Annotated in this window: 20 protein-coding genes; 15 read left to right on the forward strand and 5 right to left on the reverse strand. The window is 63.8% G+C overall.

Annotated elements, in window-relative coordinates; genetic code table 11:
• Window positions 1–27: 27 nt before the first annotated feature.
• Window positions 28–1152 carry an agmatine deiminase family protein gene (locus tag HV793_RS06915; RefSeq protein WP_175212895.1) on the forward strand — a complete coding sequence of 375 codons (1125 nt, stop codon included), beginning with the start codon at window positions 28–30 and terminating at the stop codon, window positions 1150–1152.
• Window positions 1153–1183: 31 nt separating this feature from the next.
• Here the strand turns inward: HV793_RS06915 and HV793_RS06920 are convergent, their stop codons facing one another.
• Complete coding sequence (locus tag HV793_RS06920; protein ID WP_175181643.1) at window positions 1184–1924, reverse strand: IclR family transcriptional regulator; 741 nt, start codon at window positions 1922–1924, stop codon at window positions 1184–1186.
• 145 nt (window positions 1925–2069) lie between these two features.
• Between HV793_RS06920 and HV793_RS06925 the strand changes: the two genes are divergently transcribed.
• The 7 genes from HV793_RS06925 to HV793_RS06955 all read left to right on the forward strand — a co-directional run bounded on the left by HV793_RS06925 (window position 2070) and on the right by HV793_RS06955 (window position 8087).
• Window positions 2070–2840: an SDR family NAD(P)-dependent oxidoreductase gene (locus HV793_RS06925; protein WP_175212896.1), complete on the forward strand. Its 771-nt coding sequence runs from the start codon at window positions 2070–2072 to the stop codon at window positions 2838–2840.
• Complete coding sequence (gene fahA, locus HV793_RS06930; RefSeq protein ID WP_175212897.1) at window positions 2837–4141, forward strand: fumarylacetoacetase; 1305 nt, start codon at window positions 2837–2839, stop codon at window positions 4139–4141. The genes HV793_RS06925 and fahA overlap by 4 nt, the downstream gene beginning before the upstream one ends.
• Entirely contained in the window at window positions 4138–4476 is a 339-nt protein-coding gene (locus tag HV793_RS06935; protein WP_054455651.1) for an NIPSNAP family protein, read from the forward strand. The genes fahA and HV793_RS06935 overlap by 4 nt, the downstream gene beginning before the upstream one ends.
• A complete protein-coding gene (gene hmgA, locus HV793_RS06940) occupies window positions 4473–5780 on the forward strand; it encodes a homogentisate 1,2-dioxygenase (RefSeq protein WP_175212898.1) in 1308 nt (435 codons plus the stop codon). The genes HV793_RS06935 and hmgA overlap by 4 nt, the downstream gene beginning before the upstream one ends.
• 21 nt (window positions 5781–5801) lie before the next feature.
• On the forward strand, window positions 5802–6782 hold the full coding sequence (locus tag HV793_RS06945) for a Bug family tripartite tricarboxylate transporter substrate binding protein (RefSeq protein ID WP_175181641.1): 981 nt from the start codon (window positions 5802–5804) through the stop codon (window positions 6780–6782).
• A 183-nt stretch (window positions 6783–6965) separates the two neighbouring features.
• Window positions 6966–7541: a cysteine hydrolase family protein gene (locus HV793_RS06950; RefSeq protein WP_175212899.1), complete on the forward strand. Its 576-nt coding sequence runs from the start codon at window positions 6966–6968 to the stop codon at window positions 7539–7541.
• 105 nt (window positions 7542–7646) lie between these two features.
• Window positions 7647–8087, forward strand: coding sequence for a hypothetical protein (locus HV793_RS06955; protein ID WP_175181640.1), 441 nt, complete (start codon window positions 7647–7649; stop codon window positions 8085–8087).
• A gap of 387 nt (window positions 8088–8474) precedes the next feature.
• Here HV793_RS06955 and HV793_RS06960 read toward each other — a convergent pair whose 3' ends face one another.
• Window positions 8475–8948, reverse strand: coding sequence for a DUF2846 domain-containing protein (locus HV793_RS06960; RefSeq protein ID WP_175212900.1), 474 nt, complete (start codon window positions 8946–8948; stop codon window positions 8475–8477).
• A 198-nt stretch (window positions 8949–9146) separates the two neighbouring features.
• Here HV793_RS06960 and HV793_RS06965 point away from each other — a divergent pair, with 198 nt between their 5' ends.
• On the forward strand, window positions 9147–9857 hold the full coding sequence (locus HV793_RS06965) for a hypothetical protein (RefSeq protein WP_175212901.1): 711 nt from the start codon (window positions 9147–9149) through the stop codon (window positions 9855–9857).
• Between the two features lie 29 nt (window positions 9858–9886).
• Here HV793_RS06965 and HV793_RS06970 read toward each other — a convergent pair whose 3' ends face one another.
• From HV793_RS06970 to HV793_RS06980, 3 genes are all read right to left on the reverse strand, one after another.
• Complete coding sequence (locus HV793_RS06970; protein WP_175212902.1) at window positions 9887–10282, reverse strand: YkvA family protein; 396 nt, start codon at window positions 10280–10282, stop codon at window positions 9887–9889.
• Window positions 10283–10362: 80 nt separating this feature from the next.
• The gene (locus tag HV793_RS06975; RefSeq protein ID WP_125471036.1) at window positions 10363–10860 is read right to left on the reverse strand and encodes a hypothetical protein; all 498 of its coding nucleotides are present in this window, start codon (window positions 10858–10860) and stop codon (window positions 10363–10365) included.
• Window positions 10861–10866: 6 nt separating this feature from the next.
• Window positions 10867–11529: a hypothetical protein gene (locus HV793_RS06980; protein ID WP_175163057.1), complete on the reverse strand. Its 663-nt coding sequence runs from the start codon at window positions 11527–11529 to the stop codon at window positions 10867–10869.
• A 222-nt stretch (window positions 11530–11751) separates the two neighbouring features.
• Here HV793_RS06980 and HV793_RS06985 point away from each other — a divergent pair, with 222 nt between their 5' ends.
• The 6 genes from HV793_RS06985 (at window position 11752) to HV793_RS07010 (ending at window position 17283) form a co-directional block, all read left to right on the forward strand.
• The gene (locus HV793_RS06985) at window positions 11752–12252 is read left to right on the forward strand and encodes a sigma-70 family RNA polymerase sigma factor (RefSeq protein ID WP_054455669.1); all 501 of its coding nucleotides are present in this window, start codon (window positions 11752–11754) and stop codon (window positions 12250–12252) included.
• Window positions 12249–13193, forward strand: coding sequence for a FecR family protein (locus tag HV793_RS06990; RefSeq protein ID WP_175212903.1), 945 nt, complete (start codon window positions 12249–12251; stop codon window positions 13191–13193). Before HV793_RS06985 ends, HV793_RS06990 begins: the two co-directional genes overlap by 4 nt.
• An 83-nt stretch (window positions 13194–13276) precedes the next feature.
• Complete coding sequence (locus tag HV793_RS06995; RefSeq protein ID WP_175212904.1) at window positions 13277–15640, forward strand: TonB-dependent siderophore receptor; 2364 nt, start codon at window positions 13277–13279, stop codon at window positions 15638–15640.
• Window positions 15641–15797: 157 nt separating this feature from the next.
• Window positions 15798–16334, forward strand: coding sequence for a DUF4189 domain-containing protein (locus tag HV793_RS07000; protein WP_119449818.1), 537 nt, complete (start codon window positions 15798–15800; stop codon window positions 16332–16334).
• 136 nt (window positions 16335–16470) lie between these two features.
• Window positions 16471–16845, forward strand: a complete 375-nt coding sequence (locus tag HV793_RS07005) for a glutaredoxin family protein (protein WP_013390852.1) — start codon at window positions 16471–16473, stop codon at window positions 16843–16845.
• Between the two features lie 15 nt (window positions 16846–16860).
• Entirely contained in the window at window positions 16861–17283 is a 423-nt protein-coding gene (locus HV793_RS07010) for a hypothetical protein (RefSeq protein WP_175212905.1), read from the forward strand.
• Window positions 17284–17287: the final 4 nt, after the last annotated feature.

Below are 17287 nucleotides of genomic sequence, written 5' to 3' on the forward strand. Positions count from 1 at the left end.
GATCTTCCAGAATCCCAGGAGCCCGACGTGCCCACCCGCCGCCAACTCATCCAACACACCGCCACGCTCATGGGCGTCCAGGCCGCCGCCTCGCTGGGCCTGGGTCTGCTCGCCCCCGGCGCACGGGCGGCGCCAGCGCCCCGGTGGCACATGCCCGACGAAGGCGCGCCCCAGGCCCGCGCCTTCATCGCCTTCGGGGCCCAGGACGCCATCTGGGAAGACTTCACCGCCGACGTCCAGGCCGCGCTCGGCCGCATCGCCCGCGCCATCGCCGCCCACCAGCCCGTCACCGTGTTCTGCCGCGCCCGCGAACGCAGCCTGGCCGAACGCCATTGCGGCGCCGACAACGTCAGCTTCGTCGAAACCCGCCTGGACGACATCTGGATGCGCGACATCGGCGCCAACTTCGTGCTCGACGGGCGGGGCGCGGCCACCGGCGTGGACTTCAACTTCAACGGCTGGGGCAACAAGCAGCGCCACGCCGCCGACGCCAAGATCGCCGCTGAAACCACCGAGGTCACCGACACCGAATACCTGCAAAGCGAACTGATTGGCGAAGGCGGCGGCATCGAAGTCGATGGCCGCGGCACCGGCATCATGACCGAAAGCAGCTGGATCAATTCCAACCGCAACCCCGGCTGGAGCAAGGCGGAAGTCGAAGAGGAACTAAAGCGCTGCCTGGGCCTGCGCAAGATCATCTGGCTGCCCGGCATCAAGGGTAAGGACATCACCGACGCCCATGTCGATTTCTACGCCCGCTTCGCCCGGCCCGGCGTCGTCGTCGCCAACCTCGACATGGACCCCGAGTCCTACGACTACGCGCTGACCCGCAAGCATCTGGAGATCCTCCGGCGCGCGACGGATGCCGACGGCAAGCCGCTGGAAATCCACACCATGAGCCCGCCGCTCAAGCCCCGGCGCAGCAAGTTCCTGCGCGACAACTCCGACTTCGCGGCGGGCTACATCAACTACTTCGTCATCAACGGCGCCGTCATCGCGCCGGAATTCGGCGATGCGGAAGCGGACGCGAAGGCGCGCGACCTGCTGGCGCGTTTGTATCCGGGGCGCAAGGTGGTGCAACTGGATATCGACGCCATTGCGTCAGGCGGCGGCGGGATTCATTGCGTGACGAATCAGTTGCCGGTGGTCTAGGCCAGACGGAAAGCCGCGCCTCACGCGGCCGTCAAACAGGCGCCAGACGCCCCATCAACCGGGCCTGCTGCTGCAAATTCGCGGCCAGCAACGCAATCCTGTCGGCGCGCATCCGCTCGTCTATTGCCGCAATGCTGATGGCCGCGATCGGCCGGTCCAACGAATCGAAAATCGGCACGCCCACGGCAGTGACGCCCAGCGTTACCCGATTGCGTATGAATGAATAGCCGTTGCGGCGCGTTTGCGCCACGGCCGCACGCAACGTGCGCTCGTCCAGGCCCGCCTCCGTCTGTACGCGCGGCAAGATGTGCGACATCACTTCCTCGTACTCCGCCGCCGGCAGGTGCGACAGGATGGCCAGCCCGCCGGCGCCCAGACCTAACGGTCTGCGGCTGCCGATGGACAGCGTGTTCACGCGGATCGGCGAGGGCCCTTCCTCGCGCGCCTGACATACGGATTCGATGCCGCTGCGCACACTGAGATAGACCGTGTCGCCCAGCTCCTCGGCCAATTGCCGCATGCCCGGCTGGCAATGCTCGCGCAAGTCGTAAGAGGGCGCCGCGGCCAGACCCAGCTCGAACGCCAGCGGGCCCAACGCATAACCCTTGCCTGTTTCACGCTGCACAACTAACCGCTCCTGCATCAACTGCCGCAGCAGACGGTGCACCGTGGAGTGCGCCATATCGGTGGACTTGGATAACTGGGTGAGTGCCAGGCCGCGCCGGCCCGCCGTCGCAAGCAGCTTGAGCAATTGCACGGAACGTTCAAGCACGCCTGGCTCGGCAGGTCTAGCAGGCATAAGTCGTGTCCACTCAACGGAAATTCGATCAGGGAATTTTCCTCCAAATCATATAGTCGCCACAAGAAAAGAGGCATGCCTTTCTGTACAACGGACAGAAGGCGCAACGGAGACTTTCATGGATCAGTGCTTCACCGAGCAAGGCCAGCCGGCCTCGCTGACCGGAAAAACTGCATTGGTGACCGGCGGCAGCAGCGGCATAGGAGCAGCGACGGTACGTGTGCTGGCCAATGCAGGCGCGCGCGTGGCGATCGGCTACCTGAACGGCGAGGACCGCGCCCGGGAGCTTTGCGCATCGCTGCCTGGAGCCGGCCATCTCGTGTTGCGGGTGCCGCTGGACGACGCCAATGCCCAGACGCGCGCGGCCGAGGAACTGGGTACGGCGTTCGGAAGCTTGAACATACTGGTGCATTCGGCTGGCTACACACGCCGCATTCCGCACCGCGACCTGCACACCCTCACGCCGGAACTCTACAACGAGATCCTCACCGCGAATGCGGGCGGACCGTATGCGATCACGCGCAGCTTTCTACCCTGGCTGCAGCGCGCCGACGAGGCAGTCGTCGTGGCCGTTTCTTCCGTATCCGCATATACCGGCTCCGGCAGCAACATCGCCTACTGCGCCGCCAAAGCCGCCCTGGACACGACGATCCGTTCGTTGGCCCGCGCGCTCGGCCCCATCCGGTTCCTTAGCGTTTCGCCTGCCGCAGTGGATACAGGATTCGTCGAAGGCCGCAACCGTGCGGACCTGGAGAAACATGCCGCAGGCACGGCCCTGGGACGCGTCGTTTCGCCGCAGGACGTAGCCCAGGCAATTCTGGCGGCCGCAACACTGCTGAATACCAGCACCGGTGTGCGGATCGTCATCGATGGCGGCCATACGCTATGACGCAACGCGACCATACCCACGACCCGGCCCTGCACAGCTGGGTGGAAAGCGCGAATGCCGCCGGAACGGATTTTCCGATCCAAAATTTGCCTTTCGCCGCGTTCAGCTGCCACGGCGCCACCCCGCGCATCGGCGTGGGCATAGGCGATGCCATCATTGATGTCGCTGCCGCGGCGCCATTGCTGCAGGGTCTGGCGGCTCAAGCTGCGCAAGCCTGCGCCGAACCCGTGCTCAACCCCTTGATGGCGCTGGGCGGCGAGGCGCGCCGGGCGCTGAGGGCGGCGCTATCCCACTTGCTCGACGCGCGCAGGACAAGGCAGACGCTGCCGCTTTTTCCCCAACGCGATGTCCGCCTGCATACGCCGGTGCAGATCAGGGGATTCACGGACTTTTTCGCTTCGATCGATCACGCCAGCAACGCAGGCCGGCTGTTCCGGCCGGAGCAGCCCTTGCTGCCAAACTACCGCTACGTCCCGGTCGCCTACAACGGCCGCGCCAACAGCATCTTGTGCGGTGCCGACATCGAACGTCCGCGCGGACAGCTCCGCCCGCCGGGACAGGAAGCGCCCGCCTATGAAGCCTGCCAACGGCTGGACTACGAAGTGGAGCTGGGCGCATACATCGGCCAGCCATCGGCGCGCTGGCAACCGGTGCCGGTGGAGCAGGCCTGGGAACATATCTTCGGCTTCTCGCTGCTGAACGACTGGTCCGCGCGCGACATGCAATCCTGGGAATATCAGCCGCTCGGCCCCTTCCTGGCCAAGAGCTTCGCCACCAGTGTCGCGCCCTGGATCGTTACACCGGAAGCGTTGGCGCCTTTCCGCATTCCCGCCCGCGTTCGCAGCGCGGATGAGCCAGCGCCGCTGCCCCATCTGCACGGCGCGGCAGACCAGGCGCTAGGCGCGCTGGACATCACCATGGAACTGCAGCTGCGAAGCGAGGCAATGGCACGGCAAGGCATCGCGCCGGTCACGCTTTCGCGCGGCAATACCGCAGACCTTTACTGGACCTATGCACAGATGGTGGCGCACCACACCAGCAATGGCAGCACCCTGGACGCGGGCGACCTACTGGGTTCCGGCACCGTCTCGGGTTCGCTGGCCAGCAGCTGGGGCAGTCTGCTGGAACTGACCCACGGCGGCAAGGAGCCCATCAGACTGCCCAATGGCGAGACCAGGAGCTTTCTGGCGGACGGGGACGAGGTCATCCTGCGCGGCTACTGCGAACGACCAGGATGTGCCCGCATAGGCTTTGGCGAGTGCACGGCCCGCATTCTGCCGGCACGGGAGGTGCGAACATGATCGTTGAACAACGCACCTACACCACCCACCCTGGCAAATGGCGGGACTACCTGGCCTTGTACGAGGCCGAAGGGCTGGCCGTGCAGCGCCGCATACTCGGACGCATGGTCGGCTATTACTACAGCGAAGCAGGCGCCTTGAACCAGATCGTGCACCTGTGGGCCTATCAAGACCTGCAAGAGCGCGAAACAAGACGAGCCCGGCTTGCGGCCGATCCGCAATGGCAGGCCTACGTACAGCGCATGCTTCCGCTGCTGCAGCACCAGGAGTCCAAGCTGCTCAAGCCGGCGCCCTTTTTCACCCATTCCTGGCACGACGATGCGAGTCAATCATGAATGCAACGAAGATTGAAGCCTTGCAGTACCAGAGCGGCTTTGGCAACCGCTTCGAATCGGAAGCCGTCGCGGGCGCGCTGCCGGTTGGCCGAAACTCACCGCAGCGGGTCGCGCATGGACTGTATGCGGAGCTGTTGTCCGGCTCGGCCTTCACCATGCCGCGCGACCTCAATCTGCGTACCTGGATGTACCGCATACGCCCGGCGGCCATGCATGGCCGATTCGCGGAAACGCCCGTGCCGCGCTGGCAGACGGGTCCTTTCACCGACGCGCCCACGCCCGCCAACCGGCTGCGCTGGAATCCCTGGGCAGAACCGGATGCGCCCACGGACTTCATCGATGGCGTGGTAACGGCGGCCGGCAACGGCGACGCGCATGCACAGGTGGGCGTCGCCGCGCATGTGTACGTGGCCAATCAATCCATGCGCAGGCGCTACCTCATGAACTCCGACGGCGAAATGCTGTTGGTGCCCCAGTCCGGACGGCTGCGCTTGCATACCGAACTGGGCAGGCTCGATATCGCCCCCGGCGAGATCGCCCTGGTTCCGCGCGGCATGCGCTTTCGCGTAGAGCTACTGGACGTGTTGGCACGCGGCTATCTGTGCGAAAACTACGGCAGTCCCTTCCGCCTGCCCGAACTGGGGCCGATAGGCTCCAACGGCCTGGCGAACGCGCGTGATTTCCTGGCTCCGGTCGCGGCCTATGAGGAAGACGGCGGCCCCGTCCAATTGGTCAACAAGTTCCTCGGCCGCTTCTGGCAATGCCAGCAAGACCATACGCCGCTGGACGTGGTCGCGTGGCACGGCAATCTCGTGCCCTACAAGTACGATCTGGCGCACTTCATGGCCATCGGCTCGATCAGCTTCGATCATCCCGATCCGTCCATCTACACCGTCCTCACCTCCAACACCGACACGCCCGGCGTGGCCAACTGCGACTTCGTCATCTTCCCGCCGCGCTGGCTGGTGGCCGAGGATACGTTCCGTCCGCCCTGGTTTCACCGCAACGTCATGAGCGAACTTATGGGGCTGGTGCGAGGCGTCTACGACGCCAAGGCCGAAGGCTTCGTGCCGGGCGGCATCAGCCTGCACAACTGCATGCTGCCGCACGGCCCCGACGCGGCCACATTCGAAAAGGCCAGCCAGGCCGATCTCGCGCCGCATGCGCTGAAAGACACCCTGGCCTTCATGTTCGAGAGCCGTCACGCATTTCGCCCCACCGCGCAGGCGCTGGCGGCGCCCAACCTGCAGCCGGACTACGACGATGTTTGGAAAGGCTTCAGCCGCCATTTCGAGCGGCGCTAAACCACAGATGGAGACAACGCCATGACCAACACAAAACGCCGCCAGTTGATACAGATCGGCCTCTGCGCGCCCGCGCTGGCCTGGCTGCCCCAGGGATTTGCCGAAGACGCTTATCCGGCCCGGCCGGTCCGGCTGATCCACGGCTTTGGTGCGGGCGGTAACGCCGACGTCGTCGCCCGTCTGGTCGGCAAGCAATTGACACAGTCCCTGGGCCAGCCAGTCGTCGTGGAAATCAAGAGCGGCGCTGGCGGGCGCATCGCCAGCGATGCGGTCGCCAAGGCCAAGCCGGATGGCTACACCCTGATCATGCTGACCGGCGCGCATACGGTCTCCGCGGCGGTCTCCAGGGAGCTGTCCTACGATCCGGTCAAGGACTTCAGCTTCCTGTCCACCGTGTCCAAGTTTCCGTTCGTGATCGCGGTAAGGGCGGATCATCCCGCCAGGACGCTGGCCGATCTGCTCGCCATGGCCGCCAAGGCTCCCGCCAAGATCACGTTCACGTCCGTAGGCGTGGGATCCACCCAGCACATGACCGGCGAACTGCTGGCCACCGAGGGCAAGGTGGAGTTGCTGCACATACCGTATCGAGGCGGCGGCGCCCCCGTCGAGGCTGTGCTGTCCGGCGATGTCGACATCCTGGTGGATACCTTGACCGTGGCAACGCCGCAGCTGAAGGCGGGCAAGCTCAGAGCCCTGGCCGTCACCAGCGCCATACCCTGGCCGCAGGCTCCGGATATCGCTCCAGTCGCGCAAACCCTGCCGGGCTTCGAAGTGCTGTCATGGTTGGGCATTGCAGGCCCCCCGGGCCTGCCCGAAAACATCGCGGCAACCTTGAATTCCGCCATCGGCAAAGCCCTGGAAGAGGGCGAAGTGAAGCAAACGCTCGCCACCCTGGGAAGCCAGCCCGCGCCCAGCAGCCCGGCCGCCATGCGCGACATGGTCGCCAGCGAGATCGTGCGGTGGAAGCAAGTCGTCAAGGCGGCGGGGATTCCGCCTTTGTAGCGCGGTCCGCACCGGCCAGAATCCGTTCACGACGCGATGGAGGCAGGAGGACTTGGGGTCATGACTGCCGTGATACAGTCAGCCGTCATTCCTGTCGCACCCATCACGTCGCCACGCATCGGTCCTCGGCCGGCAGGCCAAGCCTCGCAAGGCGAACGTGGCAAACCCCTTGCGGAGCGGAGCATGAACACCCAGACCCCAGCCATCGTCCCGGCGCGTACCGCCTTGCTGGTCATGCACTATCAGACCGACATCATGGAACTGTTTCCGTCGGTCGCCCCCGCCTTGCTCAGCAACACGCGGCAACTGTGCGAAGCCGCGCGGCGCGCCGGCGTCAGCGTCTATTTCGCCAAGATTCATTTCAGCCCTGGCTATCCTGAAGTCAGCCCCTTGAACAAGAACGGGCAGGGCATCAAACAGCTGGGCCGCTTCGTCCACGACCGCATCTCGCCGGAACTCGACCGCCGCGAAGACGAGCCCATCATCATCGCCCACCGCGCCAGCGTGTTCTTCGGCACCGGCCTGCAAGTGCGCCTTTCCGCGCAAGGCATAGACACGCTGATCATGGCCGGCGTCGCGTCCACCGGCGTGATGCTGTCATCGATTGCGCATGCCAGCGACGCGGACTACCGCCTGCTGACGGTCAAGGACTGCTGCTACGACCCGGACCCGATCGTGCATGAGCATTTGTTTGCGACGGCGTTTGAATCGCGCACCACCGTGCTGTCGCTGGACGATGCCTTGTCCTTGCTGGGCTAGCGGACTGCTGGAAGAATACCTGCCTCCATGACCCCGACGGGTTCCCCCTCGCTGCCCATCATGTCTTTCCAAACGATTCCTGCAGAACCTTACGCACCGCGCCGCATGGCGTTCATCGAACAATGGCGCGAAGACGGCCTGGCCATCAAGGCCTACGCGATACAACGCAATCCCGATCCAGCCGTTGCGCTGCTGTCCGCTGAAGTGGCCGCAGCCGCTCGCAAGACCGCAATGGCGGCGTTGCAAGACGCCGCCAGCGATCCGCGCGCCACGGGCTTGGGCTTCTGCATCGTGCACGTGGGCGAAGAAGCGGTCTGGCTGCTGGCTGACTGGTGGATATCCGGCGGCATCCTGTGCCAACAGATGTACTCCGCGCCGCTGGATCGGCCCGAACAGTTTCAACCCGTGCAGGGACCGTTCATTGCCTGCGTGTGGGAGCTGGAAGTGACCGCGCATGAGCGCGGCGCGTGGATGAGGCATGCGCTGCGAGAGACGCCGGATATCAACGCGTATTTGGCGGACGTGCTGCCTGCGGGCAGCTATTGAGACTGCCTCAAGCAGCGCGGCGCTTACTTCCTGAGATAGGACTTCTTTCCGCTATCGGTGTAGCAGAACGTTCCGCCCCGCGGCCCGGTGCAGTATTGGCCATCACGGCAGCTGCATGCGCCATTCGAGCCGGAAGCCGAGGGCTTGGAAACAAGTGGCTGTGCGCTGGAATCCGGACTTGAGCACACGCGCTTGGATGCGCTGATCGAACCGTCGCGGCACAAAAACTGTTCTCCGACGCAACGCTCCACGCCACCCTTCTTTCTGAGCAGGGATAGTTCGCCGCATGGGCCGTCGCGGCAAACAGCAAGGCCGCCAACAACAGACCAAGACGCATCGTCATTTCCATTGCAAGTAGGCAAGAACAGCGGCGGGAGCGGACTGCGATCAGCCCGTGCAACGGCCTTCGGCCGCCAGGTTCACTTCGGACTTGGAGATCACCCGCTGACCTTCCTCTTCCGTTACCTGCTCCACGCCGGCGCCACCCACAAATACGCCCATTTTGATGAATTGGCGCACGAAGTAATTCTTGCCCGCTTCCATCATCACCATCAGGTCGTTCGGCGAAAACTCCGATTCGGTGGAGACTTTGTGCTGCTCGTTGCCGGCGACCTGCGTGTAGAAGAACACGCGGTCGGCGGTTTCACCCAGGCACTTGCCGTTGACGTACACGTCCTTCTTCAGCGCCTTGCCCACGAAGCTATCCCGGTAGACATACAGACCGGACTTTCCTTCGTCCGGCGCCGGGAAGGATTTGGCCTGCTTGTTTTGTTCGGCCGGCGCCATCGGCACATTGGCGCATCCCGCGCCCGTCATCACGCAAGCGGCAGCGGCCGCCAACTTCAACATCTTTTTATTCATGTGATTCATCTTCTTCAGCTTAGTTATCTGCCGCTTCCTGCCCTCCGCAGGGGAACGGGTAAATGTATCCAAGAGATTCTAATAATGTCACATGAATACCAAATAAGCTATCTGACAGTAGGAAATGCTGCTGTTCCGGGATTAGAAATGGCAGACTACGACTCCCCGGCGACATCGCAGCCAGACATCTCCTCGTCCATGAACAAAACCGAAGGCGCTACCTTCCTAATGGCGCATGACAAGGGCAACTCGCACTTCAGCGATCTGCACTTCCACGACTGCACCTTCGACAACGGCGCCCTTTCCATGGTCAAGACCCCACAGCGCATGTCGCGCGTGCAGAACGTGCGCGTTTCCAAATGCCGCGCGGTCAACTCGATGATCCAGCCCTGCATGTTTGAAGACGTGCTGATCGAGGACTTGTCCACCAACCCCATCCTGCTGGTGTGGGCCTCGTTCTTTCGCCGGGTCAAACTGGTGGGCAAGATCGGCAAGCTCAATCTCAACCTGACGCCCACCGCGTTCTGCAAGGACGAGCGCATCCTCGATCAGTTCGCAACCGCGCGCGCCGCCTTCTACGCCGAGACGGATTGGGCCTTGGATATCAGCGAAGCCAAGCTGCTGGGCCTGCGCTGCGAAGGCGTGCCGCTGCACCTGATCCGGCGCGATCCGCAGACGCAGGTCATCGTGGACAAGCAGGGGAATTATCCGGGGCACGAGGCGCTGGGAGCGGATTTCGTCCAAGCGTTCCCGGGCATCGCCAGCACGCTGCATAGCTTTGATAGCTCGCCCGCCCAGTCCATGCTGCTGACCGCCTCGCTGGCCGCGCCCAAGGCGCGACGGGACGAGGAAAAGGGCGCGATCGCGGAACTCAGGACCTTGGGGTTCGTGGAAGAAGGTTCGGCGTAGTTCTACGCGCAAGCCCGCCGGTCAGGGCGCTACCGAAAATACGGCGCTAGCCAGAACCACGCCGCAACACTTATCCCCAGCCATAGCGCCACGATCATCACCGCGCCCGCCAGGCTGCGCGGCTTCTCCCTCTGCAACTGCATCCAGGCGTCCGCCTGGCCTCTGCATTCCTGCAGCACATCGGGTGGCAACAGCTTGATGGCCAGCCAGATCAGGCCGGGCAACAGCAGCACGTCGTCGATGTAACCCAGCACGGGGATGAAGTCGGGGATCAGGTCGATGGGGCTGAGCGCGTATGCCACCACGAACAGGCCCAGCGCCTTGGCGTACCAGGGCGTGCGGGCGTGCTTGCCGGCAAACCATAGCGTCAGGCCGTCGCGCTTGATGCGCTTGGCCCAGGCTTTCAGGCGGTCGCTGAGGGTCATGCGGAAAGCGGGTGCTCGCACCCAATAGCCGTGAATGGACGTAGTCTGACACACCTTTTCCGCTCATACGGTGCGCTGCTTCAGGGCTTGCGGTCGATGACAATCCGATTGCCATCCCGGCTGCACGTCAAGGTATCCCGATACGCCGTGCACAGCTTGTCCACCAGCGCGGACCAGCAGGCGCCGCTGACCGGTTGAGAGATCACCACGGTCTCGGCTCCTCCCTTCAACAGGATATCGGCGCTGGAGTTCCGGCGTAACCCTTCGGCGATGGAACCGAGTGTGCGAGGCGCCCCTGAGAATTCTTCCGCGTTGGCGGGGAACCTGTTGTTCAACTGCCAGTAAAGCCCTCCAACCAAGGCGATGGAGAGAAGTATCAAGAACACGCCGGCAGGCCCTTTCAAACCATATTTGTCGATGGTCGTTTCCACCTCATGCTTGGTGTTTGGCGTAGGGGAGGGTCTGGGTCGAAGCAACAAGTAGATCCCCAGCACGAACAAGATCAGGGCCACCACGACGGCAACAAGCAGCACGGCCCAATCCAATCCGGGAAGTTCTCGCATGCAGGTGAGATCCATGGCCGATCACCTCTTCGCATCAGAGAAGAAAAGCACCAGCAATTGCGACGCTTGCTTGTAGTCCATCAGCACATAGCCTCGCCCGATCTCAAACTGAAAGCCTTCCGTCCACGTCACCGAAAGCGGCGGCCTTTTTCCTTGGAATACTTCCGCTATGACGTTGCTGTATTTCCTGGAGAAAACAACGATCTCGTTGTCGATCTGTTTGACGGGCAACTCCGCGATGACGACGGCCTGTCGAAACAAGCTGCCTCGCGCCAGGACCGGCAGGGCGCTCTCGATAAAACCGCTCTCGCTCAAGGCCGACGTGTCTCCCGACTGCGCAAACGCCAGATAGCGGGGGAAGATCTGCGCCGCGGATTGCAACTGCGCTTGGTACGCGTCCTGTCCAAGGATGGAAGTAAGAACCGCCGGATTGGCCCCGATACCCGAGAAGCCGTATTCGCACTTGCGTCCGCCGGCATAGCGCTGGACGGTGCAGGTCCCGTTGACGCTATAGGCCTCGTATTGCCCGGATGAGAAGCGGCATTCGCAGTATTTCGCCGGCGCAAGCGGCGCGGTGGTTGGAACGTTCTGGCCGGTGCCTTGCGCTTGGGCTGTGGCGCCCAGCGCGATGAACGAAGCTCCAATGGCAGCCAGAGCATGCTGGATGAATCGAGAGTGTGGCATGGGTACACCTCGCTTTATTCAACCACCTGAACGGGATAGTGAAGCTTGCCGCACATTTAATAACGATCCCGCGCGGTCTGAACGAGGATTAATCCATCAGGAGAGATCCAAAATGGGCTCTGCCGGTGGAGCGGGTGACGATGAAGTCTCCATCCCCTTTGGCTTTCCAGAACCCATCATGCCATAATTGATAACGATTCCCATTTATTCACAGCACAAGCCGTGGACTCAACGCGTGACACCTGCTTTTCCACCATCTACAAGAGCGACCATCCCTGGCTGGAGCGCCGCCTCCAGAACGGCCTGCGCAATCGCGAGGATGCCGAGGATGTCGCAGGCGAAACCTTCACCCAGTTGCTCTGCCTTCCTGCGCTGGAGCAATTGAATGAACCCCGCGCGATGCTCATCACCATCGCGCGGCGCATCACATGGCGGCTGTGGCGCCGACGTGAACTCGAGCAAGCGTGGCTGGAGATGCTGCGCCTGCAGCCGGAACCCCTGGAGCCCTCGGCCGAAGAGCGGGTACAGACCCTGCAGTCCTTGCAGGCGCTCGACACGGCGCTGGACGGTCTTTCTTCCAAGGCCAGGATGGCTTTTCTCTACAGCCAGCTCGACGGCATGACGCATGTGGAAATCGCCGCGCGGCTGAAGGTTTCTCCCACCATGGTCCGCAAATACATCGTCCAGGCCCTGCGCCGTTGCTGCGAGGTGTTTGGCGTATGACGCCCTTGGACATGCGCAGCCGCGAGGCGGCCATCGAATGGCAGGTCTGTCTGTCCAGCGGCCAGGCCAGCGATGCCGACCGCAAGGCTTTCGATCGGTGGTTGGCGGAAAGCCCGAGCCACGGCGCGGCCTGGCAGCGGCTGAACTCGGCATTGGACGGCACGCTGCATCGCCTGCGGCCCGGACTGCTTGCCGACGGCAACCCGCTGCGGCGTTCGCTGGTCGGGCCGCAACTCGCGCAGCGCCGCAGGCTGGGCAAGCTCGTCCTGGCGGGCGGGACCGTGCTGCTCGGCGCCGGTGTCGCGGACCGCTATGTGCCGCTGCGGCATCTGGCGGCGGGCTATGTGACCCGCACCGGTGAACGCCGGCGCGTGGCCTTGCCTGACGGCAACATGATGGAACTGGACGCGCGCAGCGCCGCAACGCTGGACGGACAGCACGGCGTACACGTGTCTTCTGGTGCCGCCATCTTTGAGGTGGCGGCAGGCCAGGGGCTGCAAGTACGTCTGCCCCATGGCGAAGTCCGCCTCGCCCAAGGCCGCGCCATGGTGCGCTGCGCGTCCCAACGCAGCTTCTGCCTGGCCCTGAGCGGAACGGCCGAGGTCTCCACACTTGCAGGTATCCGCCGGCACTTGGCGCCCGGTCAGAGCGTCTGGTTCGACGCGCAGCAGATCGATGCGGTGCAGGACAACCAGGAGTACGCCGCCGCCTGGAGCAACGGCGAGCTTGAAGTCCATGACGAACCCCTGCAGACCGTGGTCGATGCCCTGGCCCGATATCGGCCAGGTTGGCTGCGAGCCTCACCCCAGGCGTCCCGCCTGCGCGTCACCGGCCTGTTCCCGCTGGACGATAGCGACCGCGCCCTGGCGGCGCTCACGCATACCCTGCCCATCCGGCTGCAACGGCTGAGCAGTTGGTACGTCATGATCGATCTCGCCTGAAAATTTTTTCTGCGCCAGGTGTTTTTTTGCCGGCGCCGATGCACATACATGGAACGCGTGCTCACGCATCCACGGAGTGTTCCATGCTTTCCCTCAGGTTTCCGGCTGCCTGCGTCATCGCAGCCGCCGCCAGCACCGCCCATGCCCAGGCGCTGCGCCAGTATGATTTGCCCGCGGGCCAGCTGGATGTCGCGCTGACACAGATCGCGCGCATCGCGGGCGCGGTCATCTCGTTTCGCGCCGAACTGGTGGCGGGCAAATCTGCGCCGGCCATCTCCGGCCGGTTGACCGTCGACGAAGCCACCGCACGCGCGCTGACCGGAAGCGGGCTGGAACTACGGCGCACACCGGACGGCAGCCTGACCGTGGCGCCATCAGGCACCACGACGCTCTCGCCGGTGACGGTCGAGGCGGCCACGCTGGGCGTGACCGAGGGCACGCATTCATACACCACGCCGGTGATGGCCACGGCCACCAAATTTGAGCTTTCGCCGCGCGAGACACCGCAATCGGTCAGCGTGGTGACCCGCCAGCAAATCGAGGACCGCGGCTTCCAATCCCTGGACGATGTGGCCCGCGACACCACCGGCCTCACCACGCGCCAGATCGGCGGCGGCGAGCGCACGCAGTTCTTCTCACGCGGATTCGAGATCAGTTCGTTCCTGGCCGACGGCGTGCCGCTGGCTTACGACTACGACACCCAGGGCGTCGCAACGCTGGCCATGTACGATCACATCGAAGTGCTGCGCGGCGCGGCCGGCATGATGACCGGCGCAGGCAATCCCTCGGGCACCATCAATCTGGTGCGCAAGCGCGCGACGGCGGTGCCGCAGTTTTCGGTGACCGCCAGCGCCGGCAGCTGGGACAACTATCGCGGCGAAGTCGACGGGTCGGGCGCATTGAACGAAAGCGGCACCTTGCGCGCACGCGGCGTCGTGGCCTATCAGGACTCGGATACCTTCAAGAAAGCCTACGAGCATCAGCGCCAGCTCTATTACGGCACCATCGAAGCCGATATCACGGCAAACACCACGCTCAGTATCGGCGGCTACTACAACCGCGAAGACAACCCCGGCGCGGATTGGAACGGCCTGCCGACCCGCCGCGATGGCAGCTTCTACGACTTCAATCGGTCGACCCGCCTGTCGCCGGATTGGGCCTATTGGAACAAGGAAAACACCAGCTTCTTCGCCGAACTCGATCATCGCTTCGACAACGGCTGGTCCGGCAAGCTGACCGCCCGCACGCTGCGCGCCAAGATGAACATGCTGGGCAGCTACCTCTATCCCCTGGAGAACTCGACGTTCTTCGGACAGGGCTTGGGCCAGTACAACTACGACAAGACCCAGTACAGCGTCGACGGCTACCTGAGCGGCCCGTTCACGCTGCTGGGGCGTACGCATGAACTGGTGCTGGGCGGCAGCTTCATGAAGAACAAGGACGACGACGGTCCTGGCGGATGGCCGTTGGGCTATGACATGACGGTCGATCCCGAACACTGGGACTCCAGCGCCGTCGAAAAGCCCACGTTCGTCTACCCCTGGTCGCGCAAGGGATTCCAGCGCCAGATGAGCGGCTACGCCACCACGCGCCTGAGCCTCGCCGACCCGCTGACGCTGATGCTGGGCGCCAGGCTGGACTGGTATGAATACGACATGACGCTGAAGTCCGGCGACTACGTCAGCCCGCCCGCGGCCTACAAGGTCAACCACGAACTGACACCCTACGCGGGCCTGATCTACGACCTGGACCGCCACCATTCCGTCTACACCAGCTGGACCAGCGTGTTCCAGCCGCAAAACTACCAATCAGCCAGCGGCGCACCGCTGGATCCGGTCATCGGCACCAATCTGGAAGCAGGGATCAAGGGCGAGTACTTCGACGGCCGCCTCAACGCCAGCGCGGCGGTATTCCAGATCCGCCAGCGCAACCGTCCAATCGCCCTGACCACATCCGCGTGCGGCCCAGGGGTGATCGAATGCTATGCGCCCTCCGGCAAGGTGGAAAGCCGAGGCGTCGAATTCGAAGTGGCAGGCGCAATCACGCCGGGCTGGCAGGTGTCTGCCGGCTATACCTACAACCAATCCAAGTATCTGGAGGACTCGGGCAACCTTCGGGCTGGCGCGGCGTATGACACGCAAACCCCGCGCCATCTGTTCAAGCTATCCACCATGTACACCCTGCCTGGCTCCTTGAATGCCTGGCGCGTGGGCGGGGCAATGCGCGTGCAAAGCGCGATCAGCTTGCCCGCCTACAACGTGCGCCAACCCGGCTACAGCACATGGGATGCCGTGGTGGCTTATCGGGCCAGCCCGAATCTGGATCTGCGGCTGAACGTCTACAACCTGTTCGACAAGTACTACTACCAAGCGATTGGCAGCAACCAGGACAACAACCACTTCGGCGCGCCGCGGTCGTTTTTGTTGACGGCGAAGTACACGTTTTAAGGTTGGGGCGTGGCTGGGAGAATCGTTCGTAGAAAGAATTTCGGACTACACTTTCCGGGGCAATTTCACAGCCTGACACCTTGCCTCGGACTCTCTGCCTGCCCGGCCTTGACCCACGGCATCCGGCTTGAAGAACACGACAACTGCGAGACGACACATGCGTGCTTTAAAAGCGGCTTTCCTGCTGGCGATACTGTACCTCGGCGTCGCTGTCTCGGCGCAGGCCGAACAAGGTTGCCCGGACGGCTTTATGCCCAACGCCGCCGGCACGCCGGGCCAGCAGTGCGTGCCGATCCCAGGCCTGTCGCGGCCACAAGGCGGCACCGGCGCGCAAACCGCGCCTGACCAACCGCGCTGGACCACCCGCTGGGGCGCAATCGCATACGACCCGCCCTCGGGCTCCGTCGGCATCGCCGCCGACAAGACCAGCAAGGTCAAGGCCGAACAGGCCGCGCTGGAGCATTGCGCGTCCAAGGGCGGCAAGGGTTGCAAGACCAACATCACCTACTACAACCAATGCGTGGCGGTGGTGTACGGCCCTTCCCCCAAAGGCGAGGGCGTCTTGATGAATTCCGCCAGCGCCGAGACCAAGGAACAGGCAGAAGCATTGGGCATGGAAACCTGCAATAAAGCCACGCAGACCTCCTGCAAGACCTTCTATACGGGCTGCAGCTACCCGGTGCGGTTTCAATAACGCGCGGGCTTCAACTACCGACCCATGACGTGACACGGGATGACCACGGGCCTGCGCAGCTGACGGCACTCGCGATACTGAAACACGCCGCACAGAGTAGACTGGCCGCCTGTCCATCTGTATCGAGTCCTACTCCATGCTAGTCAAAGCCCTACGTGTCGGCCTGGGTCAAATCATCGTGCTGGGCGACGCGCTCACGCGGCCCCGCCCGCAACAGCGCTCCGCGCAAGGCCAGGCCACGGTCAACACCGAAGCGGCCAAGCTGTCGCTCTACCAATTCCACGCCTGCCCGTTCTGCGTGAAGACGCGGCGCGCCATCCACAAGCTCAACGCGCCCATCGCGCTGCGCGACGCCAAGGGCGATCCCGAAGCGCGCGCGCAACTGCAGGCAGGCGGCGGCAAGGTGAAGGTGCCGTGCCTGCGCATCGACGATGCAGCGGGCACGCGCTGGATGTACGAGTCCAGCGACATCATCGCCTACCTCGAACAACGCTTCGCCAACGTAGCCTGACAGGGGTTCATGGGCATGATGCGCCTGGCTCGCCTGTTCCTCACCGCCTTGGCCACCGCGAGCGCGCTGGCCGGCTGCGATTCCGCGCTGGAGCCCGCGCCGCCCGGGTCGAAACTCAACGCTGAAGCCATCGCCACGCGGGACACCCCTCCGGAGCATCAGTTCAAGGGCGTGCTGGCCGGGAAGCCCGTGCATCTGCTGATGCATAAATGCAAGGTGTACATGGTCGAGCCGGCCGATGGTGAAAACCTGAAGTGGACGCTGGTGCTGGAAGGCGACCTGTATCCGCTGCCGACCAGCTGCATCCGTCAATCGCTGACCGAGAGCAAGGGCGTGGTGACCGCGTTCATCGGGCGGCAGGCGTTTGGGGCGGGCGGGTGCTGCACGGGAACGCCGGAGTATCGGTCCAGGGATGGGGTGAATTGGAAGCCGCGCTGAGCGC

The organism is Achromobacter aegrifaciens (assembly GCF_902859965.1).
In the GTDB taxonomy this organism is placed as follows: domain Bacteria; phylum Pseudomonadota; class Gammaproteobacteria; order Burkholderiales; family Burkholderiaceae_B; genus Achromobacter; species Achromobacter aegrifaciens.

Coding starts and splice junctions, on each gene's coding strand:
- HV793_RS06925 (WP_175212896.1), top strand. CDS start 2,070: ATGGATCAGTGCTTCACCGAGCAAGGCCAGCCGGCCTCGCTGACCGGA.
- fahA (WP_175212897.1), top strand. CDS start 2,837: ATGACGCAACGCGACCATACCCACGACCCGGCCCTGCACAGCTGGGTG.
- HV793_RS06935 (WP_054455651.1), top strand. CDS start 4,138: ATGATCGTTGAACAACGCACCTACACCACCCACCCTGGCAAATGGCGG.
- hmgA (WP_175212898.1), top strand. CDS start 4,473: ATGAATGCAACGAAGATTGAAGCCTTGCAGTACCAGAGCGGCTTTGGC.
- HV793_RS06945 (WP_175181641.1), top strand. CDS start 5,802: ATGACCAACACAAAACGCCGCCAGTTGATACAGATCGGCCTCTGCGCG.
- HV793_RS06950 (WP_175212899.1), top strand. CDS start 6,966: ATGAACACCCAGACCCCAGCCATCGTCCCGGCGCGTACCGCCTTGCTG.
- HV793_RS06955 (WP_175181640.1), top strand. CDS start 7,647: ATGGCGTTCATCGAACAATGGCGCGAAGACGGCCTGGCCATCAAGGCC.
- HV793_RS06960 (WP_175212900.1), bottom strand. CDS start 8,948: ATGAATAAAAAGATGTTGAAGTTGGCGGCCGCTGCCGCTTGCGTGATG.
- HV793_RS06965 (WP_175212901.1), top strand. CDS start 9,147: ATGAACAAAACCGAAGGCGCTACCTTCCTAATGGCGCATGACAAGGGC.
- HV793_RS06970 (WP_175212902.1), bottom strand. CDS start 10,282: ATGACCCTCAGCGACCGCCTGAAAGCCTGGGCCAAGCGCATCAAGCGC.
- HV793_RS06975 (WP_125471036.1), bottom strand. CDS start 10,860: ATGGATCTCACCTGCATGCGAGAACTTCCCGGATTGGATTGGGCCGTG.
- HV793_RS06980 (WP_175163057.1), bottom strand. CDS start 11,529: ATGCCACACTCTCGATTCATCCAGCATGCTCTGGCTGCCATTGGAGCT.
- HV793_RS06990 (WP_175212903.1), top strand. CDS start 12,249: ATGACGCCCTTGGACATGCGCAGCCGCGAGGCGGCCATCGAATGGCAG.
- HV793_RS06995 (WP_175212904.1), top strand. CDS start 13,277: ATGCTTTCCCTCAGGTTTCCGGCTGCCTGCGTCATCGCAGCCGCCGCC.
- HV793_RS07000 (WP_119449818.1), top strand. CDS start 15,798: ATGCGTGCTTTAAAAGCGGCTTTCCTGCTGGCGATACTGTACCTCGGC.
- HV793_RS07005 (WP_013390852.1), top strand. CDS start 16,471: ATGCTAGTCAAAGCCCTACGTGTCGGCCTGGGTCAAATCATCGTGCTG.
- HV793_RS07010 (WP_175212905.1), top strand. CDS start 16,861: ATGATGCGCCTGGCTCGCCTGTTCCTCACCGCCTTGGCCACCGCGAGC.